Source organism: Halonotius sp. F2-221B (genome assembly GCF_046719765.1).
Lineage (GTDB): Archaea > Halobacteriota > Halobacteria > Halobacteriales > Haloferacaceae > Halonotius.
This window is the reverse complement of sequence record NZ_JABEBY010000019.1, coordinates 12540-34476: the sequence shown is the minus strand read 5'-3', so window position 1 is coordinate 34476 and position 21937 is coordinate 12540. Positions and strand designations below refer to the sequence as shown.

Genomic DNA, 21937 nt, shown 5'->3' with positions numbered 1-21937 from the left:
CCGACCATCAGGTGTGCGTAAAGCCACTGTCGACGAGGATACGGTGGTCGCAACTCGCTGGCGTGACCATGAAACTAAGCTGTTCCTCCCAGTAGTTTACATATGCCAATGGGAATCGTCGGGAAAGAAGAGTTAGCCCAAGAGGTCGCAGCCGCGCTTGGCGACTGGACACCGACCCGAGCCTACGAACAGGAAGCTGCGTTTCAAGATGACCTCCATGCGTATCTCGATGCACGACTGAATGCCGGCGGCGGGAAAATCCTCGACACTGGTGGCAACTTCGTTGTTGAAAGAGCCCATGGGGAACTGGAATGCGATGTCGTCGTTAGCGATACGGTTGGAATCACGATCAGACGCGATCTCACGGCCGAGCAGATCGATCAACTGGCTGGGCGCGTCCGAGAGTATCAAAAAGCATACACCCATGTTGCGATCATCGCCTGCGGGAGTATTGACGGCGACAACTGGGAGAAATTACAGCATACGTATCCAAATCAGCGGGGCCTGAATAACGACCCCGACAGCACGCCAGTCATGTTCCTCCGTCGCCGTGAGACGAACTACGGCAAAGGCGATTCGGCTGAGAACTACCAACAGCCGGATGCGGAAGATCCCGAACGGAATATCCTGCAGACGACAGTCTCGTTGGTGCAACGTCGTTTGCGACGACTCCGCTAGCCCCGTGACGAGAACCGAACGACGCAGAAGGGGACGGTGGTATTGATGAGGATCTTAACGAAGATCGAAGCGTCCGAGCGGCGGCAGGAAATCAAACAGGAATCAGCACGACTCCGCGACGTATCTTGCTAACTCTTAGGGTGTAGCCGCGCTGCTCTCGTTTTCCGAGGCGGCGAACGGAAGGTCGATTTCGAGGCCGTCGTACGCCAAAACAGGTTGTTTCGCTTGGCCCGGACTCCCGCTCTCAAAGTCGATCACGCCGATCTCGCTGAGCTCGGAGAGGTTCTGATGCACCTGCTTATAGTCTCGATCGACGAGCGTGGCGGTCTCCCGGATACTCTCGGGGTCGTGTTCGGCGATGACTTCCAGTAGCTCCAGATTCGTCGGGCGCAGGAGCTGACTCAGTTCGGCGTACGACCCGAAATTCAATACCGGCTGTGCATCCGCAAGCTCTGCACCCTCCTGGGCGGCTTTGATTCGCTCGCGCGTGCGCTGGTCGAGTCGGTCGCGTTCGCCGACGGTAACTTTGAGTGTTGGCATGGTGTGCTCCTCCCGACAGCGTCCTACATCGGCCAGTCCCACGAGACGGGCGATAGGGATTCGACCTCTCGCGTAAAGCGGTCATAGAGCGTCAACATCCACGGGAAGTCGATGCGTTCGACCTCGTCGGCGTGGCGTTCGTGGCCCTTCGTCCGTTCGTGGGCGTTGTCGTATCGAAGGACTGTCTCGCCGCCGACCGTCCCGAGATGGAGGCTGTACTCCCACCCACTCGGGTATGTTTGATCGTCCGTCTGTCGGATGGTCACCGACACAACGTAGCCGGCCTCGACAGCCTGCCAGTCTTCGATGGTGACGTAGGACGCCATCCGTTGCTCTATGTTATTACCCACATATGCATAAGCCTATGGGGGAAACAACATAGAACCGTGGTGCCGCGATTCGCCCAGCCACCCGGCGAGAACGACGCCCTCGGATCACCGTTTTGATATACGCCGACCCACTGCCTCTGGGTATGGACGACGTTAGCGACCAGTATTCGCCCGCCGACGTGGAGGCGGCTATCGACGACTACTGGGACGACCACGACGCCTACGAGGCGACCAAGGCGGCCCACGCCGACGACCCCACCTTCTTCTTCGTCGATGGCCCGCCCTATACCTCCGGGCAGATGCACCTCGGCACCGCCTGGAACAAGACGCTCAAGGATGCCGTGATCCGCCAAAAGCGGATGACCGGCTACCAAGTCACCGACCGGCCGGGCTACGACATGCACGGCCTCCCGATCGAGGTCAAAGTCGAGGAGGAACTCGGCTTCGAGAGCAAGCAGGACATCGAAGAGTACGGCATGGAAGCGTTCATCGAGGAGTGCAAGGAGTTCGCCGAGACCAACCGCGAGGCGATGGACGACGACTTCCAGTCCATCGGCGCGTGGTTCAACTGGGACAACCCCTACAAGACCATCTCGCCGGAGTACATGGAGGCCGCATGGTACGGCTTCAAACAGGTCGCCGACCGCGGCCTCGTCGAGCAGGGCAAACGCTCGATCTCGCAGTGTCCGCGCTGTGAGACCGGGATCGCCAACAACGAGGTCGAATACGATCAGGTCGAAGACCCCTCGATCTACGTCAAATTCCCGCTGGCCGACCGCGAGGGGAGTCTCGTCATCTGGACGACGACGCCGTGGACGATCCCAGCTAACACGTTCGTCGGCGTCGGCGAGGAGCTGACGTATCAGAAAGTTCGCGCGAGCAAGGGCGGCGAGGAGGACGTGCTCTACATCGCCGCCGAGTGTGTTGATGACGTACTCGGGAAGGGCCGATACGACGACTACGAGATCGAAGCCGAACTTGACGGTGCCGAACTCGTCGGCTGGGAATACGACCACCCGCTGGCTGAGGAAGTACCCGACTACCCGAGTTTCGAGGGCGCGGGCGAGGTCTACACCGCCGACTTCGTCGAGGCCGATCGCACCGGGCTCGTCCACTCCGCGCCCGGCCACGGTGAGGAAGACTTCCACCGCGGCCAAGAACTCGGCCTCGATATCTTCTGTCCGGTCGCTGGCGATGGTACCTACACCGACGAGGGCGGCAAATACGCGGGCCAGTTCGTCCGCGACGCCAACGACGAGATCACCGCCGATCTCGACGCCAACGGCGCGCTGCTGGCCGAGGAAACCTACACCCACTCCTATGGCCACTGTTGGCGATGCGACACCGACATCATTCAGCTCGCCACCGACCAGTGGTTCATCTCGATCACCGACATCAAGGATGAACTGCTGGACAATATTGAGGAGGCTGAGTGGCACCCGCAGTGGGCCCGCGATAACCGCTTCCGTGATTTCATCGAGAACGCCCCCGACTGGAACGTCTCCCGACAGCGGTACTGGGGCATTCCGATCCCGATCTGGGTGCCCGAAGACGCCGCCAGCAACGGCGGCGATGGCGACGCCACCCTCGACGAGGAGATGATCGTCATCGGTACGCGCGAGGAACTCGCCGACCGCGCCGATCAGGAGATCGACCCCGACGAGATCGACCTCCATCGCCCGACCGTCGACGACATCACAATCACGGAAGACGGAACGACCTATCGCCGGATCGAGGACGTCTTCGACGTGTGGCTGGACTCCTCGGTGGCAACCTGGGGCACGCTGGGCTATCCAACTGAGACGGAGGAATTCGACGAGCTGTGGCCCGCCGACCTCATCATCGAGGCCCACGACCAGACCCGCGGCTGGTTCTGGTCGCAACTCGGCATGGGGACAACCGCCTTCGGCGAAAGCCCATACAAGGAAGTCCTGATGCACGGCTTTGCCAACGACAAACACGGCCGCAAGATGTCGAAATCCGTCGGCAACATCGTCACGCCGGAGGAGGCTATCGAACGGGCCGGCCGTGATCCGCTGCGAGCCTATCTGCTGAGCCACGACCAGCAGGGTGTCGATCTCTCCTTCGATTGGGACGGCCTCGGCAGCATGGTCGGCACGCTCAACATCTGCTGGAACGTCTTCCGCTTCCCGCTCACGTACATGGATCTCGACGGCTACGATCCCGCCGATCCCGACCTCAGCGAAGGCGAACTAACCACGGTCGACGAGTGGGTACTCTCGCGGCTACAATCCGTCATCGAGGAGGCCAGCGAGGCGTGGGCCGACTACCGCATCGACGACGCGCTCAACACCGTGCTGGATTTCGTCACCGAAGACGTGTCGCGGTTCTACATCAAGGCGACCCGCGAGCGGATGTGGGAGGAGGGCGACTCGCCCACGAAACTCGGCGCGTACGCCACGCTGTCGACTGTCACCAACGCGGTCATCCGCCTGCTCGCGCCCGTCACGCCGTACATGGCCGAGGAGATGTACCAGACGATCGACGGCAGCGCAACGACCGTCCACGCACTCGACTGGCCCGTGGTCGACGACGACCTCCGGGACGCCGACCTCGAAGCCGACATGGCTGTCCTCCGCGACGTGGAGGAGGCCGCGGCCAATGCCCGCCAGCGCGGCGGCCGCAAGCTCCGGTGGCCCGTCTCACGGGTCGTCGTCGAAACCGACGACGAAGAAGTCGCCAGCGCGGTTGAGAACCTCGCCGACCTCCTCGGCGAGCGTGTCAACACCCGTGATATCGAGGTCGTCAGCGAGTTCGATGAACTGATCGAGTACGCCGAGCCACAGATGGGCGAAATCGGTCCCGCCTTCGGGGGCGACGCCCAGGACGTGATGGAGGCGGTTGAGGGCGCGACCCGCGAGGAGGTTGAGGCTGGTATCGAAGTCAATGGCGAGGAGATCGACCTCGACGACGAGATGGTCGACTACCGCAAGGAGCCACCGGAACACGTCACTGGCACCGACTTCGAGGGCGGCACGGTGTACGTCGATACGACGCTAACCGATGACCTCGAATCCGAGGGCTACGCCCGCGACGTGATCCGCCGGATTCAGGAGATGCGCAAGGAACTCGATCTCGATGTCGAAAGCGAGATCAGCGTCGGCCTCGCCGTCGCCGACGACCGCGTTGCTGGCTTCGTCGACGAGCACCGCGATCTCATCAGCGAGGAAGTCCGCGCGGCCGAACTCACCGACGCGCCGAGCGACGAGGCTGACCGCTTGGAAACGTGGGAAATCGAAGACACCGAGGTCGAAATCGGTGTCTCCGTTCTCGCCGAAGGAACGGCCTGAGTTCGGCACCCACTGATTACTGTTCCGCGCAGAGGTCGACGAAGTTCCGGAGGATTCGCAGGCCGGTCTCGCCGCTTTTCTCGGGGTGGAACTGGGTGCCGAAGATCGTCCCCTCCTCGTTGGCGATCACCGATGGAAAGTCGACGCCGTAGTCGGTGCTGGCGACGACCGCGTGCTCGTCGTCGGGGGCGGCGTAGTAGGAGTGGACAAAGTAGGCGTATTGGCCATCGACCCCTTCGACGAGGGGATGCTCACGCTGGACGTTCAGTTCGTTCCAGCCCATATGCGGGACTTTCTTGTCGACATCGAACCGGACGTTGGTGCCGGGGATGAAGTTCAGACCCTCAACCTCGCCCTCACCGGCGTGTTCGGCTTCCTCACTGGAGCCGAGCAGCATCTGCATCCCGAGACAGATGCCGAAGATCGGTTGCCCGCGGTCGGCCGCCTCGGCGAGGGCGTCCCGATAGGGGCCGGCGTTGTCCATCCCTTCGCGGAACGCACCAACACCGGGGAGGACGATGCCGTCGGCGTCGGCGAAGCTATCGGGGTCGTCGGTGATCGTCACGCCCGCGTTCGCGCGTTCGAGCCCACGGGTGACGCTGCGGAGGTTGCCGAGCCCGTAGTCGACGACAACGACCTCGGCGGCTGTCGTCTGTGGTGTCGCGTTCATACCGACCCTCTGTGGGCGACCGTCAAGGCCCTTTCCGTTGCCCCAATTGTCGCCCTAGCGATGGCTACTGTGGGATCGATAGGCGATCACCCAACCCGTTGTGGGGTCGTTACTCCTCGTCGACGTCGAGTTCGAACTGTTCGTTTTCGGAGGCCGCGTTCAGCACGACACTCGTGTTCGACTCGCGGATGTCCACGTCGGTCAGGAGCTCCTTGATCTGGTCGTTCATCCCATCGGTGTCTGTGAACTTGCCGATGGCGACGATGTCGTAGTCGCCGGTGACCTCATAGACGCTGACCATCTGTTTTTGCTCCCGCAGCCGGTCGGCAACCGTCGGGATCGCACTCCCCTCAACTTTGAGGTTGACAACCGCGGTTACATCGTAGCCGAGATTGTCGTAGTCGATGATCGGTGTGTAGCCGTTGATGACCCCCTCGGCCTCCAGATCTTGGAGGTGATTCGAGACCGTTGTCACCGAGACATCGAGCTGCTTGCCGAGACTGCGAAGACTTGCTCGCCCATTGCCGAGTAGTGCATTGATCAATTTCGCATCCAGGTTTTCGTACGTCATACAACCTACCGACGGACTGGGGGGTTTATAATTTTACGAATATCCACTTTCTGAGTTTGAGCGGTGTAATTGCCATAAGCGGTAAGACCTTTATACTGGCACCAAATGGTATACTCGTCCGGAATATGACTGAAAAGAACGTTGCCACAGACGGTGGATTGACTGACGAAGAACAAGAAGTACTCGATGAAATTGACGATGAAGGAATCGACTTCCTTCGGCTCCAGTTTACTGATATCCTTGGGACGGTCAAAAATGTGTCAGTGCCGGCCGATCAGGCCGAGAAGGCCTTCACGGAGGGTATCTACTTCGATGGCTCCTCGATCAACGGCTTTGTCCGGATCCAGGAGTCCGACATGCGGCTCAAACCCGACCCCGAGACGTTTGCCATTCTCCCGTGGCGCAACAACGAGGAAAGCGGGGCGGCCCGACTCATCTGCGATGTGATCAACACCTCGACCGGCGAACCCTTCGAGGGTGACCCACGCTATGTGCTCCAGGAGGCCATCGACAAGGCCGAGGAACACGGCTTCGAGGTCAACATGGCCCCTGAACCGGAGTTCTTCCTCTTCAAGACCAACGAGGACGGCTATGCGACCACTGAGTTCGCCGACCACGGCGGCTACTTCGATCTCGCGCCGAAGGATCTCCAAAGCGACGTGCGCCGGGAGATCATCTTCACGCTCGAAGAGATGGGCTTCGATATCGAGGCCAGCCACCACGAGGTCGCCCAGGGCCAATACGAGATCAACTTCGAGTACGACGACGCGCTGTCGACCGCCGACAACGTCGCCACCTTCCGGTTTGTCGTCCGTGCGGTCGCCGCCCAACACGACCTGCACGCAACGTTCATGCCGAAACCGGTGCCGAAGATCAACGGCTCGGGGATGCACACCCACATGTCGCTGTTCAAAGACGGCGAAAACGCCTTCCACGGCGAGGGTGACTTCGATCTCAGCGAGACCGCGCTCTCCTACCTCGCTGGCATCCTCGACCACGCGCCGGCGATCACCGCCGTCACCAACCCGACCGTGAACTCCTACAAACGCCTCGTCCCCGGCTACGAGGCTCCGGTTTACGTCGCGTGGTCGGATCGCAACCGCTCGGCGCTCATCCGGAAGCCGGCGGCCCGCGAGCCGGTCGCCACCCGTATCGAGGCGCGGTTCCCCGATCCATCCTGTAACCCGTATCTCGGCTTCGCGTCGCTGATCAACGCCGGGATCGACGGCATCGAGCGCGATCTCGACGCGCCGGATCCGATCCGCGAGAACATCTACGACTTCGACGAGGAGAAGATCGAGGAGTACGGCATCGAGACGCTGCCGAAGAACCTCGGCGACGCTGTCGACGCCCTCGAAGCCGACGATGTGATTCTTGGCGGGCTCGGCGATCACGTGGCCGAGAAGTTCGTCGAAGCGAAAAACGAGGAGTTCAAAGAGTACCTCGTCAACGTCTCCGAGTGGGAGATCGACCGCTACCTCGAGAAGTTCTAAGCGACGGCAGCGTTACCCTCTTTTTTGCGCCACTGCTCGACCAGCGGCAGCCCCAGAATGATGATTACGCCGACCGCACTACCGACGGCGGCACCGACCAGCCCGAAGACGCCCTCGTAGGCACCGATCCACAGCCCGCCGGCGACGACGAGCCCGCCAGCGGCGACCGGGATCGAGACCGCCGGCGCGGCCGTCAGTCGCTCACCGCCCCGGTACCATGTCGCGCCCGCGCCGACCGCGGTGCCGAGGCCGATCACCGCGTGGCGAACCTCCTCGGTGTGACCGCCGACGGCGGCGACACCGAGGCCGACGACAGACGCGACGCCGGCGAGTAGACAGACGCGATCGGCCCGGAGGATCGATTCATCGGCGGCGACCCATCGTGCGAGAACGATCAGCCCCACGCCGAGTGCGATGCCGGCGACGATGTCGCGGGGGTAGTGAACGCCGAGGATCACGCGCGATCCGCTCACAAGACCGATCATCGTGGCGGCAGCAGCATACCGGCGTTGACGCCGCCCGATCGTCAGCAACGCCGCCAGCCCGCCGTAGACCGCGGTCACACCGGTGGCGTGGCCGCTGGGAAACGCGAAGCCGGAGGAGTCGAGTTCGCCGGCGACGAAGCCGGCGAGTCCGCCCGGTAGCCCGGCGGGATCGATCGGGGTTGCCGCGGGTCGCGGGATCGCGGTGTAGCTTTTGACCGCAAGCACGACCGCCAACGCGAGCGTCGCCAGCGCGATCACGGTCGCCGCGACCGCTCGGCTGTCGTCGTCAACTCGTGGGCCGATCCAGTAGCCCACCGAGAGCCCGACGAAAAGAAGCCACGCGTCGCCGAGCAGCGTGATGACCGCAAACAGTGTCACCACCGATTCGGTGGCCGCAACCAACGGTAGCGGGGGCATTGTCTCTGGGTATCCGGTGGGAGTATAAAACCTGAATCACTCACGGCGGCTGACACGCAGCTCGTCGTCGGTCTCCTCGATGTCGACAAGCCCGTCGCCAGCGAGATCTGCCACCAGTTCACGGAGCCACTCGCGGCCGGTCTCGCCGCCGTAGTCGACCCGGATTCGCGGCCCCAGTTTTGACAGCGGCAACTCGTCGTACTCACCGAAAGTGTTGACCACGCGGCCGCGAAACTGCCGGCGGCTCCCCTCAACGCTCGGCTGTGTCGGTACGTCGGGTGCGGTGAAATCTCCCGTTTCGTAGGCGTGACACCATTCACGCCACGGACAGCCGGCAACGTCACACTCCAGACACGTTAGCTATGCTGTTGATCGAAACAGAGCGGATCGACCAAGAGTAACTTATCGTTGTTGATCGGTTGGCCGAATGAGCATCTCATTGATATTGACATGCTGTGGCTGGGTTACCGCGTAGGCGATTGCACGGGCGATATCTTCGCTTTCGAGTGGTGTCATCGACGCAAGCATCCCTTCTTCGATCTGTTGTTTGATCTCTTCGTCAGGGATGTGCTCTTGCAGTTCAGTATCGACCGCCCCCGGTTCAATGATTGTCGTCCGGATGCCCTCAGTTGTAACTTCCTGCCGGACAGCTTCGGTGAAGGCGTTGACACCGAACTTTGTCGCATTGTAGCCCGAACTTTTCGCACCGGCCCGTCGGCCAGCCGTTGATGAGACGTTGACGATATGGGCGGTGTCTTGTTCTTGCATGATTGGCAGTGCGGCATGGGTGAGGTTCATCAATCCCAAGAGGTTGACCTCGATCATCTGTCGAAGGTTTTTGCGGTCAGCTTCATCAAGCCGCTCTAGTAGCATCACTCCGGCATTGTTTACCAGAATATCTATCGCCCCGAACTCATCGACTGTTTCTGCAACGAGTGCATCGATATCGTCGTCCTCGGTCACGTCTGTGGGGACAACGAGTGCATCGCCTCCCTCCGAGGTGATGCGTTCGGCCACCGCTTCGAGTTCATCTACACGGCGTGCGGCGAGCACAACGCTGGCTCCACGGGCAGCCAGCGACTCAGCAGTCGCTTCTCCAATCCCAGACGATGCGCCAGTCACGATTGCGACCTCTCCAGCTAACTCAGACTCAGGGGCGGCTGTCATCACTTACACTGAGGCCCTCAATCCGTATGAGGATGCCGCTCTAGAATATGTATTCTGATTGTTTGATCTGGTTCGCAGCATACAATCCGACGTGTGCCTACAACCACGCCTACGCGTGTCCGATGATTCCGCCCGCAAACTGGCTCGATGTCCGGATCGAGGCCGGCGAACAGGCGTTCCCTGGCGAGCCTGCTGACCCTCGCTGACCGTTCAAGCGGTTAGACAACGACCAGCTACGCAGCGAAGACGGCTGCCGCCCCGCCGAGTGAACTCACCGCGGCATGGGTGCGCAGCCGATTCTGAAAGCGATGGGCGTCGCTGTCGCCTGCGGCGTCGACGGGTACGTGTCACTGCCGGCGGTACACTCCGGTAGGAGGTCGACGGCGACATGGAGGAAGACGCCAGCACCGAACCCAAACAGGAGCCCGCGAAACATCGGCGGCGGCGACAACCCGGTCATTCCGACTGGCAGTGCGCTCAACCCAGCGGCCGCCGCCGACAACAGGAGTGCGACGACCGACCGATTCCGGTCAGCCAGCCGGCACGCGGCGGCATCGCCGGCCGGTGTCTTGTGTGAGACAAGGGCGACGCCGAGAATCGATGTTAGCGACGGTATCGCGGTGTAGCGCGCCCCGATGATCGTACCGGCGTTACGCCACCTCGCCGAGCGTGAAGTCGGTCAGTGTCTCAGGATTGACGACATGCATGGGCTGTTCATCGTTGACCAATGCTTCGATATCGTTTACCGTGAGTTCACTGTGGCGATCGATGACATCCTGTGATGCCGAGGCGATATGCGGTGTTGTAACAACGTTTTCCATCTCCAACAGCGGGTCGTCTTCGGCGATCGGCTCTTCAGGGTACACATCGAGTGCCGCACCCTGTATCTCGTTTGTCTCAAGCGCTTCGAGCAGCGCGCCGTCTTCGATGAGGGCGGCCCGTGCTGTGTTGATAAAGTAGCCGTCGTCGGGCATCGCCGCGAATTCTGCCGGGCCGATCATATTGCGCGAGCCGGGTGCAACTGCGGCATGAAGGCTGACGATATCGCTTTGTTGACACAGTGATTGGACATCGGTCACCTTGTCGACGTTGAACGGTTCCATCTCAACATGGTCAACAAACGGATCGTAGGCGACTACGTCCATCCCAAAGCCGTCGCGGGCTCGCTTTGCAACCCGGCGTCCGATCCGGCTAAAGCCAACGATACCGAGCGTCCGGCCACGAAGTTCCGGCCCTCGAAGCGTCGTGTACGGCGAGTCGGCACCGATTCCCCATGTGACATCCTCACGCTCGCCACCTGCGGCGGCGTCCTCCTTTGGGGTGCCGGTATCTTTGCCCATCCGCAGTCGGTGGTGGGCCTGTGCAATATTTCTCGTGGCAGCCAACAGTAGTCCCATCGTGTGGTCGGCAACAGTCTCCGCGTTTCTGCCCGGTGCATACAGAACGGGAATCCCACGGTCGGTCGCGGCATCAATATCCACGCTGGCTTCAGGGCCACCGCGCGGACAGGCGATTAGTTTGAGATCATCGGCAGCGTCCATGAGCTCAGCTGGCACACCCTCAAACCCGGAGATGAAGATGTCAACACCGTCCAATCGCTGTTCCAGTGTCTCAACCGACATTCGGCCGTCACGGCTCTCAATCGGATCGAACGTGACATCGAACCCGAGATCGGTTAGTCGCTCAATTCCGGCTTCAGCAAAATTTGAACTGATGAATATGTTCATAATATTGTGTTTTCTCTACAATTTAGATAACAGTACGTGTGGCTTAACCCTGTCGAATATTCTCACTTACCCGTACAGGCTTCCCACCGATATTCTCTTTCAACCTGAGCACGATCGCATGCTAATGACTGAGTCTTCCGGTGGTGTCGTGTAGTCCGTTAGCACTGATGGCTCAGAAGAGACGTAGCTGGCTGACCGCTTGGCTACAGAACGTTTTGGTGTCACCGGCATCACGGAGGGAAGCGATGGGACGGTCGATATTGCATATTGCGGTAACGCGCGCCAATGAGATGGGCCGTCTCATCGAGGTGCCAATGGAAGCTGCAGGCAGCCCAAGCGGGCCGACAAAATTTTCAGCAGTGATTGATCAACTGGTATCGATTCGGACACTGACGACATCGTCGGTGGTATCGTAGCTTTCTACCTCAGGGTGGAGCCGTGATACTGGGTCGACAGTTGCGAGTGTCTTCTCTTCGATTAAGATCTCACAATCTTCAGTAGCATACTTACTGTCGTACAGTTTTTCAATATCAGACATGGATTCACAATATTAGCCAATGTATATAAATTTAAACCAGATATCACCGCCTTTATGCGCTACTTATTAGCTAAGTACACAATAATCGGTTAAGATGTTTGGATCGCGCAGTAGGATTCCTGATTGAACGAACACTTATGCCTTGAGCCACAGCATGAGGGCTGGATATACTGTGTTCACCTCTCTATCGGTCACTCGGCTATCTGCCAACCACTGGATCGAATAGCGCGCCAGGTGGTGGATAGAGCGCGCGTATCTTGCACGCCAAGCAGTAACAATGTCACTAAACTGATCCTCGTTTGGCCCAGTTAGGCAAGAACCTCAATTCAACGCTGAAGTCGTGCTATTGTTGCGTCTTCCTGCTCTGTCAAATCAACCAACCCGTCGTCTGCAAGGTCAGCAAGCAGATCATGTAGCCACTCACGTCCATGGGTTCCTTCAGGCGCATAATCAACTCGGATACGCGGCCCAAGTTCATCAAGCGTCAACTCATCGTGCGCTGATAATACCTCGATGACACGCCCACGGAACTGGCGGCGACTCCCTTCGAAACTCGGTTGCGTCGGCACGTCTGGCGCGGTGAAGTCTCCCGTGGCGTAGGCATCACACCACTCCCGCCACGGACACCCTGCTTCGTCACAGCGTGGCGTCTTCTGACATGCAACACCGCCGAGTTCCATGATTGCGTTATTCCATACGTTTGACTCCCCTTCCGGCAGTAACTCGTCCGCTAAGGCCTGATACGGCGGATTCTCTGTATTGTGGATCTCCGAAAAGGCGCGATACAGCACGCGTTTGACGTTGGTGTCGACGACGGCGTCGCCGTTGTTGAACGCAAACGAGGCGACAGCGTTGGCGGTGTAAGGGCCGACACCCATCAACTCCTGGAGCTCCCCGGGCGTTTCGGGACACTCGCCGTCGTAGTCGTCGACGATCTGGCCGGCGGCTTCGTGGAGATATGTCGCGCGGTTGTTGTAGCCGAGGCTGTGATCGCTCCAAAACGAGACTACGTCGCCGCGGGCGGCGTCGGCCAACGCTTCGGCGGTCGGCCAGCGGTCGAGGAACTCCTTCCATGCGTCGACCACGCGATCCAGTTGGGTCTGTTGGCTCATGATCTCCGAGACAAGGATCGCGTAGGGATCGTCGGTCTCCCGCCACGGATGCTCGCGGTGATCGGCCTCATACCACCCGATCAACTGCCTGCGCATCCCGGCGAGATCATCCGGGCGGGTTGCCACACCCTCGCCGTCGTCGGACTCACGCATTGGTGGGGATCGGTAATCGGTCGGTTTAGGCCTACTGTTCTGGGGGTGCAAGCTGTTGTTGGCTGACCGAAATAATAATGAGGTAGGGGGTATAACGTACTGATTGCAGTGCTACCACCATGCCAGTGGGGTAGCGGGGTCTAAGGGGGGGCAATGTCGCCTTTTCCTTTATGCGATGATCTCCGAGAGTCACAGCTATCTCCTGTAGACAGTACCGGAGCCAACAAGCAGCTGTGTTGGAACACCTGATTGATGACGCTGATGACGGGTGGGAGTTCATCTTGTCGCGACGACGAGCGTTGTTGTAACTGGCAGGAAGAGTGTTGCTTGAAGGAAGGGAAGTCGGGGGAACTTCCACACCTGTTCGGGGGGTAGTCGCCTTGAATAACTCAAGGGACTACCTGAACGATGCTGGCACGAACATAAATATCCACCGCTGAAATTTTCAAATTTGATATCAGATGTATCCGCTCCGGGCTGTCGATCCTGTGAGCCGGTATCCTTTTTTCCGGGCCTCCCGCCCACAGTGGTATGTCCCTCCGCTCGGTCGTCCGCGACCATCCGCTGTGGCTGCTTGCCGGGATCGTCCTGCTGGGGGCGATCGGCTACATCCTCAGCTCATTCATCGGGCTCGTCGTTGTTGGGCTGTTCGTCTACTACGCCGCCCGACCGGTGTACCGCCAGCTGGTGGCTCGGATCGGCCATCCGACCATCGCCGCCGGCCTCTCGATCATCACGCTTGTGTTGCCGATGTTTCTGCTGGTCGGCTACGCGCTGCTCATCGTCTCTCGGGAGCTGCGGCGGCTGACGAACGTCCCCGCGTTCGGTCCCCGACAGCTCGGCATCGATCCCGAAACCTACAGCCGGCTGACCGATCCCTCGTTTCTGTTGTCGCCGGCGGCCCAGGAGCTGCTGACAGGGGCGTTTTCGGGGTCGATCCTCGACTCCGTGGTGTCGGTCGCCGAAACGGCGACAACCCTCGGTGTCATCCTCATCAACCTGCTTGCAGTCGCCGTCTTTGCCTTCTATCTGCTCCGCGATGACGACCGCCTCGCCCGGTGGTTCCACACCACGCTTGACACCCGCGAGACGGTTTTTGCGGCGTTCCTGCGGTCGGTCGACCGCGATCTGAGCAGCATCTTTTTCGGCAATATCCTCAACGCGATCATCACCGGCACCATCGCTGTCATCGCCTACTCGGTGTTGAACGTGTTTGCACCCGCCGGAGCGGCGATCCCGGCGGCCGCCCTCGTTGGCCTGCTTGCCGGTGCAGCGAGTTTGATCCCGATCGTTGGCATGAAGATCATCTACGTGCCGGTCGCCCTCTATATGGCCGTCCGCGGTGTGCTGACCGCCGGCGGCGAGAGTCTGTGGTTTGTTGCGCTCTTTGCTGTCGTCTCGATCGTCGTCGTTGATTCGATCCCGGATTTCCTCCTGCGGCCGTATGTCTCCGGGAAGAACGTCCACATCGGATCGCTCATGCTTGCGTACATTCTTGGGCCGCTGTTTTTCGGCTGGTACGGTCTGTTTCTCATGCCGGCCCTGCTGGTTGTGGTTGTCCAGTTTGCGATGGTCGTCGTCCCATCGCTGGATCTCGGGTCGTCGCCGGCTCCCCACGACACCCAGTCGACGCTCCAGCGGTTCGCTGATACCGGTGTGGCCGAACGATCAGCAACGGAGCAGCCCCCGACATCGGCTTCCGATGATGAATCGGGTGAAACCTGACCGAAAACCAGGGCGTCGTCGACAGGGTTGGGCTACGCTTCGAGATACTGTGCTTCCCACTCGGCGCGGGCATCGATCTCGCGGCTGCCGCGGCGGGTGAGCGTATAGAAGTTCGTCCGCCGGTCGCGTTGGCCCTTCTCGACGAGCCCTTTGTCGACGAGGGTATCGAGGTTCGGATACAGCCGGCCGTGGTGGATCTCCTTTTCGTAGTACGATTCGAGTTCGTCTTTGATCGCAAGGCCATGGGGCTCGTCGAGGCCGGCGATCACGTACAGCAGATCACGCTGAAACCCTGTGAGGTCGTACATGGATACTGTCCGTTTTGCTGTTATTCTTTTATTCAAATAAATATATCGACTCACAACAGCGCGACGCGATATTTCGGGTTTGCTAGCCCTCAGATCGTCAGATCAACACTAGAATGTTATCGTGTTTACTTGTTGGTTCGCTTTTGCGTCGCTGTATGTGACGGCCGATATACGAACGATTCACGCCGCGTTCCGGCGATTCTGTCTTTCAACCAACATGCCGCTGTGCTCCCGAATCCCTTTTTGGCTGCGTCGGCAACACGCGGTATGAAGATCCGCGGGCAGCGCGTCTGTCAGGCCTGTGCCACCGAGTGGTCGTACTACGAGACCGGCAGCGTCGCCTGTCCGAACTGCGGCTCGCTTCGCAGCGTCGGCCGTGATGACGACCGGCAGCTCCACACCGACACGCCGGCCGCGCTGTCGCTTGCACAGTTTCAGGCACAGATCGCCGCGGAGCCGGTCGCGGAGTACGCGGCCGACCTCAAGGCGGTGCTGCGTGAGTACACCCGCAAGCGCGGCTTCATCAACGGCGGCGAGCTCCAACCGCTTGACGATCGCTACCTCACAGCCCGAACGCTGCTGCACACCGTCGATATCCTCGCTCGTCGCCGCGAACCGACCGCCGATGCGGAATTATACCTGTTATCGCTATACGAAACACTGACCGACGATGCTGCTGGCGCAGCAAGCGATGCTGCTGACGCCGAGACAGCAGCTCGCGACGTTGACGGCGGTGACAACGGTGACACCGCTGCCGACACCGAAACGGCTGGTACCGACGCTGTCGACGCTGTCGACGCTGACGACGCTCACAGTACCGAACTGACCGCCGCACAGGTGCCGAGCGAGCTTCGGGAAGCGTGGGGGTTGGCCGCCGCCGACGCCGTCGATGCCTACTGCAGCGATCTCCGCACCTGGCTGGATGCGACACCGGATGCGGCGGCTGCGACGACTCTCAGCCAGCTTCGGGATCACGTCAACCGTCTCAACGCGCTGCAGGGCGATGTCGAGCCGGCGGTCGCCACCGACGTTGTCGAGAGTGCCCGCGCTGTCGGCCGGTATCTCCGGACGGGCGACGATGACGCGCTCACAGCAGCCCGTGATCGACTGCGGCGGTTGGCACAAGCATAACACCCAAACCCCACTCGTTCCTTGCGCTACCCATGCCGGAGCCGTTCGATATCCACGACCACCGCCATCAGATGAAACAGCTCAGAGAAAGCAGCGACACCGGGCTGTACGACAACCGCGACGGTGTCTCCTGTCCGGTCTGTGCGGCCGTCTTTGATCGATTGTTTATCCTCCGCGGCCGCGAACAACAGTTTCCCGAAAATGACGGCGCGCGGTTCTGCCTCTTGAATCAGGACGACGGCGTCTACCTGTTTCGGCACTGACGACTACGGGAGCTCGATCTCGATGTCGTGGTGGTCGCTGGCGGCGGCAACCGTGTTGTACAGCAACATCGCCCGCGTCATCGGGCCGACACCGCCGGGGACGGGCGTGATCGCACCGGCGACGGATTTCGCGCTCTCGTAGTCGACATCGCCGACGAGTTTGTACCCCTTATCGGTGTCGGCGTCGACACGGTTGACGCCCACGTCGATGACGGTCGCCCCCTCCTTGAGCATCGAACCATCGATCAACTCCGGAACACCCGCGGCGGCGATGACGATATCCGCTGTGCTCGTTTTCGCCGCCAGGTCGTCGGTGCGGGAGTGACAGACCGTCGTCGTCGCGTTCCCCTGTGGGGCCTTCTGGATCAGGAGATTCGCAAGGGGTTTGCCGACGATATCCGAGCGGCCGACGACGACGGCATCGGCCCCCTCGGTGTCGATCTCGTAGGCCTCCAGGAGCTTCTGGACGCCGTGGGGGGTACAGGGTTTGAACCGGGCGTCGCCGGCGACAAGGCGGCCGACGTTTTCGGGGTGGAAGCCATCGACATCCTTCGCGGGATCGATCGCGCGGATGACCGCGCGCTTGTCGACGTGGTCGGGCACCGGCAGCTGCACCAAGATCCCGTGTACCTCGGGGTCGTCGTTGAGCCGATCGATGGTTTCGAAGAGTTCCTCGCTTGGGGCGTCGGGCTCGATTTCGACGTGGATCCCGTTGATGCCGACCTCCTCACAGTCCTGCTGTTTCATCGAGACGTAGGTCTCACTGGCGGGATCGTCGCTCATCAGGACGGTCGCCAACCCCGGTGTCACGCCGGCCTCGGTGAGTGTTTCGACACAGCCGCTGATCTCGCTGCGGATCTCGCTGGCGACGGCGTTGCCGTCGATGATCTCGGTCATTAGACGGATGAGGGTCGGGGATCGGCAAAAGGATTCGGAACGCGCTACTTCTCGTCGCCGTGGGCTTCGAGGGTATCTCTGACCAGTGGGAGCCGAGTGTCCGTTGCTGCGGCGATCTCGGCGTACGTCTGTGTCGGGTTGGCCGCCGCGTGCTCGATGATCCGCTGTTGGCTCTCGGAGCGCTCCGCGGTCGACTCCGCGGTGTCGGTTGTTGTTCCCGCGACCACCGCATCTGGATCGTATGTTTCGAGCGTGTCTCTGACCAGCGGGAGCCGGGCCCCGGTCTGCTCGGCGATATCGGCGTAGGTTCGTTCCGTGCTGTCGGCGGCTACTTCAAGGATCGCCCGTTGGGTTGCCGAGAGTTCGTCCCGATCGGCGTCGTCGCTGTCGGCTGTCGAGGCCGCCGTCTTGCCCTCGTGACCGTCCGGGAGTGTCGCGTCCTCCTCGTAGGCGTCGCGGATATCCCGGACTAATCCGACGTGGGTGTCGACGCGGGCGGCGATCGCCTTGTTGGTTGCCTCTGGGTTCCGCAATGCCGCTTCGAGGACAGCCTGTTCGGTTTCGTTGAACGACGCCGAATCGGTTGGTTTCGGGCCACCCGCGCGCCGTCGTGTCGCTCCCCCGGGGCCGTGGGCGGCGATCGTATCACGAACCAGCGGGAGGCGATTGCCGGTTCGCTCGGCGATCTCCGCGTTCGTGAGCGACGGATCTGCTCTCACCAGCTCAAGGATCTCCTCTTGGGCCGACGAGAGCAGCTCTTGATCGAACTCCATCGCTGACTCGCCGGCCGCTGCGTCCGTCGATTCGTCGTCGGGCAGCGTTGCCACCGCCTCGTATTCCTCGCGGATGTCCCGAACCAATCCAACGTGGGTGTTGACGCGCGTTGCGATCTCCCTGTTTGTCGAGTGTGGCTCCCGTAACGCCGCCTCAAGGACAGCCCGTTCGGTGGCGTTGAACGACGCCGAGTCGATCGGTTTGCTGCCGGCTGCCGGCTGATCTTCTCGGGCGTCGATGCTGTCGCCGTGGGCTTCGAGGGTGTCACGAACTGTCGGGACGATATGGCCGGTTTGGTCGGCGATCTCGGCGGCGGTTAGCTCCGGCCGCGCCGCGGCGGTCGCAAGGATCCGCTCCTCATATGGGTCGATCGCCGTCCCAGCTGTGGTGCCGTTAGTCATCGGTCGATCCTCCACCTCGCGGGTGAGTGCGGCGCGGTGCCGGGCGCGCCGTCCGTACTTGCATGACGAGACATATGGGCACTCGGAGCTACACGTTTAATATTGTATTTTTTGTCACTTGACAGGAACGTATCTGTGAAAACAGCGGCACAAAACTATATGACTGAAATTTTGTTTTCTACTGGAGCGCGTTGTGCCGTGTACCGCAGAATATATTCGAACTACTTGTCGATCTTTTGTTTTTTGTTCGGCCAGCTATGCCCGATTTCGCCGACGACAACTCTCGGAAACGCGTTACGTTTAATACAGCCGCCATCGTACGCCCATCTGTCCATCTGGTGTCTCGGTTCTCAGTGCTGAACATGGTGAACCCTATTTCAGACACCAGGTGGGCGGTTCAATCGGCTGGCTCAGCGCGTGATCTTTGACAAACACTCGTTCGTACACGACCGATAGCGGCTGTGATGGCTGTGTTCTCCGACCTGCAGGTTTCGGGAGCGATATTTTTGTCTGTTGGCTGCCGATACGTTGGAATACAGTCCGCCATCTTGATATCAACTATGATATTTTGGGAACTAGGTTTATTACTAACACGCTGATTAGTACAGATACAGCCTGTGAAGCTGTCTAACTGACACACAATCACGGGCTTCAACACTGATAACTGAGACACCACCTCGCCGTCTTTTCCGATACGGTATCGATTCGCGTGTCAGTTCCGACTGCGCTGGTCGCTCGTCACCGTCGTCAGTACCCAAGTCACCAGCGGTCGCATCGCTGGCATCAGCAACTCAGGATCGTTCGTTCGACACACCGTTTTGAGCCGATCAGCGGGCCCTACAGTTTTATCTATCCCGCCTGTTGGGTGCGGTATGATCGGTGAGTCAGCGAATCCGGCGGCTACACAGGAGGTTGTCGTCCTCACAGGGGTTGTCGTCGTGGTCGTCATCATCGCTGTCATCGGATTCCTCTGGATGCTGTCGCGGTAGTCGCCCCGGTGGTGCTTCTCGGTCGGCCAGCGGAGCTGTTGTCTCGATGTGTCGCGGTGCTGCGTGTGTGAGCTGTTGTCCAAGTATAACTAAATACAGGGAGCGTCCTACCGTTGGATATGTCTGCGGGGGCTGATACCACTGAACATGATCCTGACGTGGCCGCCTGTGAGAAGTGCGGTCACCAGATCCCCTTCGAGGAGCTGGTCGAACACCAGATTGTCCCGTCGGCGGCCGGTGGCAGCGACAACCCTGACAACATCGCCATGCTGTGTCGCCACTGCGCGCGGTACGCGCCTGATGACTTCCTTGAGCCCGAGGAGTACGAACCGGTCTTTGCCGACTACGTCGACACCGGCACACGCCCCGAGGTTGATTTCGCGTATTTCGGCGTGATCGCCACCGAAAAGCTGGCGACCGCCTACCGCGATGCAGCAGGCGGGATCACCGGCGAGATGGACGCCGACGAGCTGGTCGAAAGCATCGATCCGATCGTCAACACCGTCCAGAGCCTCCCGGAAGCCGAGGATACCCACAGCCCGGCGTACTACTGGATTCTCTATGCGCGGTTTGCGGAGTACGGCTGTGTCACCGAAGCCGACTCGCTCACCGAGAAGTATATCGACGGCGATCTGACAACCTAAGCTACGTCTCAAACTGATCCAGCGAGGACTGACTGCCTGTTGTCGTCGCTTCCCCGTGTTCGTCGGCGATCGCTGTCGCCCGCTCGCGGCCGCCCGACAGCGACGCTCGTGCGGCGACCGCCGGATCGCCGAGCGCGGCGGCGGCCTCGGCCTGTCGCTCGCTGTACCGTTGTGTGAACTCCTCGCGGGCCGATTCGTACTCGACGACCGGGTACGGATAGGTGTCGCCGATCTCGACGCCACAGGTCTGCTGGATGTGTGGCGGCGTCGACTCCGGCTGATCGAGCTGTGCGGCCGGCAGCGGCTCCAACTCCGGCACCCACCGCCGAATGAAGGCCGCGGCCTGCTCGTGGTCACGAACCTGTTTGCGGGGGTTGTACAGCCGAAGCCCCGGGACGCCAAGCAGCCCACACTGGGACTGCCACTGCGTGTAGTTGATCGCCGCGTCGGCATCGATCAGCTCGCCGTAGAAGTGATCCGCACCGATCTGCCACGGCTGCTGGAGGAGATGGAAGTACGCCGAGGCACACATCGCCCGCATCCGGAAGTTCAGCCAGCCGGTTTCCGCAAGACACCGCATGCTCGCATCGACCATCGGAAACCCTGTCTCGCCGGCTTTCCACGCCGCGACCAACGCGGGATCGTGCCGGTCGCGGTTGAACCCCTCCAAAACAGGGTTGACCGCGGTATCCAGCCAGCCGTGCCAGTCGGCGAGTTTTTGGGTGTAGTGGCGGTTCCAAAACAGCCGCGAGACGAACATCTCGCGTGCGCGAGTCTCCGGGGCGTGCTCGATCACGTACTGATAGACCTGCCGGACGGACAGACAGCCGAAGGCGAGGTACGGCGAGAGGCCGCTGGTGCCCTCTCGGGCTGCCATCGGATCGGAGATGCTCCCCGGGTACGCATCGATATCGTCGACGAACGCCGCCAGCCGCTCCCAGCCGGCCGCGGTGCCACCGGTCGGCACCTGCTGTTTGGTTGGCTCGATATCGTAGGTTTCGTCGATCGCGGGGATCGTTACCCCCGTCGCACAGGAGTCGATCTCGACGGCATCCGGGTTCCAGTCGTGGGGGTCGGCGGTCAGAAACGCCTCGATGTGATCGCTCCAGTCTGCTCGGGTTGGTGCCGATCGCCGGAGGCCGTCGCCGTGGACGAACCGGACGTCGGCTGCGTGGGCGGCTGCCTGATCCCGTCGGCGTCCGTACCGACCGGTCGGCTGTTGGGCGGCGACAACCTGCCAGCCGCGGTCGGCGAACCGCCGACAGATCGCCACCGGATCGCCGTGGGCGTAGCTCAGACCCTCCTCACCGACCCCGCGGTACTGGCCGTCGAGATCCGCCAAACACTCGTGTAAAAACGCGAGTCGGCTATCGCAGGCGAGCCCGTCGGCTCCGTAGAAGGCGGGATCAAAGATGAACAGCGGCAGCAGCCGGTCGGTCTCGACAGCGGCGACGGCGGGGTGGTCGCCGAGCCGAAGCCCGTTTCGGTGCCAGACAACCGTTCCGGTCGTCTCGCTGTCGCGGAGATCGGGGATCGCTGACGACGCGGGGAGCCCGCTCGGAAGCGACCCCTCGGAAGCCATACCCCTTCATGGGTCGCCAGCGACAAAACCCA

The 21937-nt window shown here is 61.0% G+C and carries 21 protein-coding genes and 2 pseudogenes; 9 read left to right on the top strand and 14 right to left on the bottom strand.

All coding sequences use genetic code 11. The annotated features are described in order from the left end of the window. Nucleotides 1-108: 108 nt before the first annotated feature. On the top strand, nucleotides 109-678 hold the full coding sequence (locus HKK80_RS13135; RefSeq protein WP_411800047.1) for a hypothetical protein: 570 nt from the start codon (nucleotides 109-111) through the stop codon (nucleotides 676-678). A 135-nt stretch (nucleotides 679-813) separates the two neighbouring features. Here HKK80_RS13135 and HKK80_RS13130 read toward each other — a convergent pair whose 3' ends face one another. Further along, nucleotides 814-1218, bottom strand: a complete 405-nt coding sequence (locus tag HKK80_RS13130; protein WP_411800046.1) for a transcriptional regulator — start codon at nucleotides 1216-1218, stop codon at nucleotides 814-816. Nucleotides 1219-1241: 23 nt separating this feature from the next. Continuing rightward, entirely contained in the window at nucleotides 1242-1544 is a 303-nt protein-coding gene (locus tag HKK80_RS13125; RefSeq protein WP_411800045.1) for a DUF6516 family protein, read from the bottom strand. Between the two features lie 146 nt (nucleotides 1545-1690). Here HKK80_RS13125 and ileS point away from each other — a divergent pair, with 146 nt between their 5' ends. Continuing rightward, the gene (ileS, locus tag HKK80_RS13120) at nucleotides 1691-4858 is read left to right on the top strand and encodes an isoleucine--tRNA ligase (RefSeq protein WP_411800044.1); all 3168 of its coding nucleotides are present in this window, start codon (nucleotides 1691-1693) and stop codon (nucleotides 4856-4858) included. 16 nt (nucleotides 4859-4874) lie between these two features. Here the strand turns inward: ileS and hisH are convergent, their stop codons facing one another. Together hisH and lrp are read right to left on the bottom strand one after the other, a co-directional pair. After that, entirely contained in the window at nucleotides 4875-5528 is a 654-nt protein-coding gene (gene hisH, locus HKK80_RS13115; protein ID WP_411800043.1) for an imidazole glycerol phosphate synthase subunit HisH, read from the bottom strand. Between the two features lie 109 nt (nucleotides 5529-5637). Beyond that, nucleotides 5638-6099, bottom strand: a complete 462-nt coding sequence (gene lrp / locus HKK80_RS13110; protein ID WP_411800042.1) for an HTH-type transcriptional regulator Lrp — start codon at nucleotides 6097-6099, stop codon at nucleotides 5638-5640. A 125-nt stretch (nucleotides 6100-6224) separates the two neighbouring features. Between lrp and glnA the strand changes: the two genes are divergently transcribed. After that, nucleotides 6225-7592, top strand: coding sequence for a type I glutamate--ammonia ligase (gene glnA / locus HKK80_RS13105; protein WP_411800041.1), 1368 nt, complete (start codon nucleotides 6225-6227; stop codon nucleotides 7590-7592). On the opposite strand, the gene HKK80_RS13100 is transcribed toward glnA, so the two are convergent. The 3 genes and pseudogenes from HKK80_RS13100 to HKK80_RS13090 all read right to left on the bottom strand — a co-directional run bounded on the left by HKK80_RS13100 (nucleotide 7589) and on the right by HKK80_RS13090 (nucleotide 9661). Beyond that, nucleotides 7589-8494 carry a phosphatase PAP2 family protein gene (locus HKK80_RS13100; RefSeq protein ID WP_411800040.1) on the bottom strand — a complete coding sequence of 302 codons (906 nt, stop codon included), beginning with the start codon at nucleotides 8492-8494 and terminating at the stop codon, nucleotides 7589-7591. The genes glnA and HKK80_RS13100 overlap by 4 nt on opposite strands. Nucleotides 8495-8530: 36 nt before the next feature. Beyond that, nucleotides 8531-8839, bottom strand: a pseudogene (locus HKK80_RS13095) (A/G-specific adenine glycosylase); the annotation flags it as partial. A 57-nt stretch (nucleotides 8840-8896) separates the two neighbouring features. Further along, nucleotides 8897-9661, bottom strand: a complete 765-nt coding sequence (locus HKK80_RS13090) for an SDR family NAD(P)-dependent oxidoreductase (protein ID WP_411800039.1) — start codon at nucleotides 9659-9661, stop codon at nucleotides 8897-8899. Nucleotides 9662-9738: 77 nt separating this feature from the next. Here HKK80_RS13090 and HKK80_RS13085 point away from each other — a divergent pair. Both HKK80_RS13085 and HKK80_RS13080 read left to right on the top strand, forming a co-directional pair. Further along, nucleotides 9739-9867 (top strand): annotated as a pseudogene (locus tag HKK80_RS13085) (DUF1684 domain-containing protein); the annotation flags it as partial. Between the two features lie 75 nt (nucleotides 9868-9942). Further along, a complete protein-coding gene (locus tag HKK80_RS13080; protein ID WP_411800038.1) occupies nucleotides 9943-10287 on the top strand; it encodes a hypothetical protein in 345 nt (114 codons plus the stop codon). A gap of 24 nt (nucleotides 10288-10311) precedes the next feature. On the opposite strand, the gene HKK80_RS13075 is transcribed toward HKK80_RS13080, so the two are convergent. The 3 genes from HKK80_RS13075 to HKK80_RS13065 form a co-directional block, all read right to left on the bottom strand. After that, a complete protein-coding gene (locus HKK80_RS13075; RefSeq protein ID WP_411800037.1) occupies nucleotides 10312-11388 on the bottom strand; it encodes a 2-hydroxyacid dehydrogenase in 1077 nt (358 codons plus the stop codon). Between the two features lie 367 nt (nucleotides 11389-11755). Further along, on the bottom strand, nucleotides 11756-11926 hold the full coding sequence (locus HKK80_RS13070; protein WP_411800036.1) for a hypothetical protein: 171 nt from the start codon (nucleotides 11924-11926) through the stop codon (nucleotides 11756-11758). Nucleotides 11927-12252: 326 nt separating this feature from the next. Further along, the gene (locus HKK80_RS13065) at nucleotides 12253-13191 is read right to left on the bottom strand and encodes an A/G-specific adenine glycosylase (protein WP_411800035.1); all 939 of its coding nucleotides are present in this window, start codon (nucleotides 13189-13191) and stop codon (nucleotides 12253-12255) included. Nucleotides 13192-13722: 531 nt separating this feature from the next. On the opposite strand from HKK80_RS13065, the gene HKK80_RS13060 reads away from it, so the two are divergent. Continuing rightward, nucleotides 13723-14916, top strand: coding sequence for an AI-2E family transporter (locus HKK80_RS13060; protein WP_411800034.1), 1194 nt, complete (start codon nucleotides 13723-13725; stop codon nucleotides 14914-14916). 32 nt (nucleotides 14917-14948) lie between these two features. Here HKK80_RS13060 and HKK80_RS13055 read toward each other — a convergent pair whose 3' ends face one another. Beyond that, nucleotides 14949-15224, bottom strand: a complete 276-nt coding sequence (locus HKK80_RS13055; protein WP_411800033.1) for a helix-turn-helix transcriptional regulator — start codon at nucleotides 15222-15224, stop codon at nucleotides 14949-14951. A 267-nt stretch (nucleotides 15225-15491) separates the two neighbouring features. Between HKK80_RS13055 and HKK80_RS13050 the strand changes: the two genes are divergently transcribed. Continuing rightward, nucleotides 15492-16355, top strand: coding sequence for a hypothetical protein (locus HKK80_RS13050; RefSeq protein WP_411800032.1), 864 nt, complete (start codon nucleotides 15492-15494; stop codon nucleotides 16353-16355). Between the two features lie 32 nt (nucleotides 16356-16387). Then, a complete protein-coding gene (locus tag HKK80_RS13045; protein ID WP_411800031.1) occupies nucleotides 16388-16618 on the top strand; it encodes a flagella cluster protein in 231 nt (76 codons plus the stop codon). 3 nt (nucleotides 16619-16621) lie between these two features. Here the strand turns inward: HKK80_RS13045 and HKK80_RS13040 are convergent, their stop codons facing one another. Both HKK80_RS13040 and HKK80_RS13035 read right to left on the bottom strand, forming a co-directional pair. Further along, a complete protein-coding gene (locus tag HKK80_RS13040) occupies nucleotides 16622-17515 on the bottom strand; it encodes a bifunctional methylenetetrahydrofolate dehydrogenase/methenyltetrahydrofolate cyclohydrolase (protein ID WP_411800030.1) in 894 nt (297 codons plus the stop codon). Nucleotides 17516-17559: 44 nt separating this feature from the next. Then, complete coding sequence (locus tag HKK80_RS13035) at nucleotides 17560-18690, bottom strand: hypothetical protein (protein ID WP_411800029.1); 1131 nt, start codon at nucleotides 18688-18690, stop codon at nucleotides 17560-17562. A gap of 1108 nt (nucleotides 18691-19798) precedes the next feature. On the opposite strand from HKK80_RS13035, the gene HKK80_RS13030 reads away from it, so the two are divergent. Beyond that, on the top strand, nucleotides 19799-20323 hold the full coding sequence (locus tag HKK80_RS13030) for an HNH endonuclease (protein WP_411800028.1): 525 nt from the start codon (nucleotides 19799-19801) through the stop codon (nucleotides 20321-20323). A gap of 1 nt (nucleotide 20324) precedes the next feature. Here HKK80_RS13030 and HKK80_RS13025 read toward each other — a convergent pair whose 3' ends face one another. After that, complete coding sequence (locus HKK80_RS13025) at nucleotides 20325-21905, bottom strand: FAD-binding domain-containing protein (protein ID WP_411800027.1); 1581 nt, start codon at nucleotides 21903-21905, stop codon at nucleotides 20325-20327. Nucleotides 21906-21937: the final 32 nt, after the last annotated feature.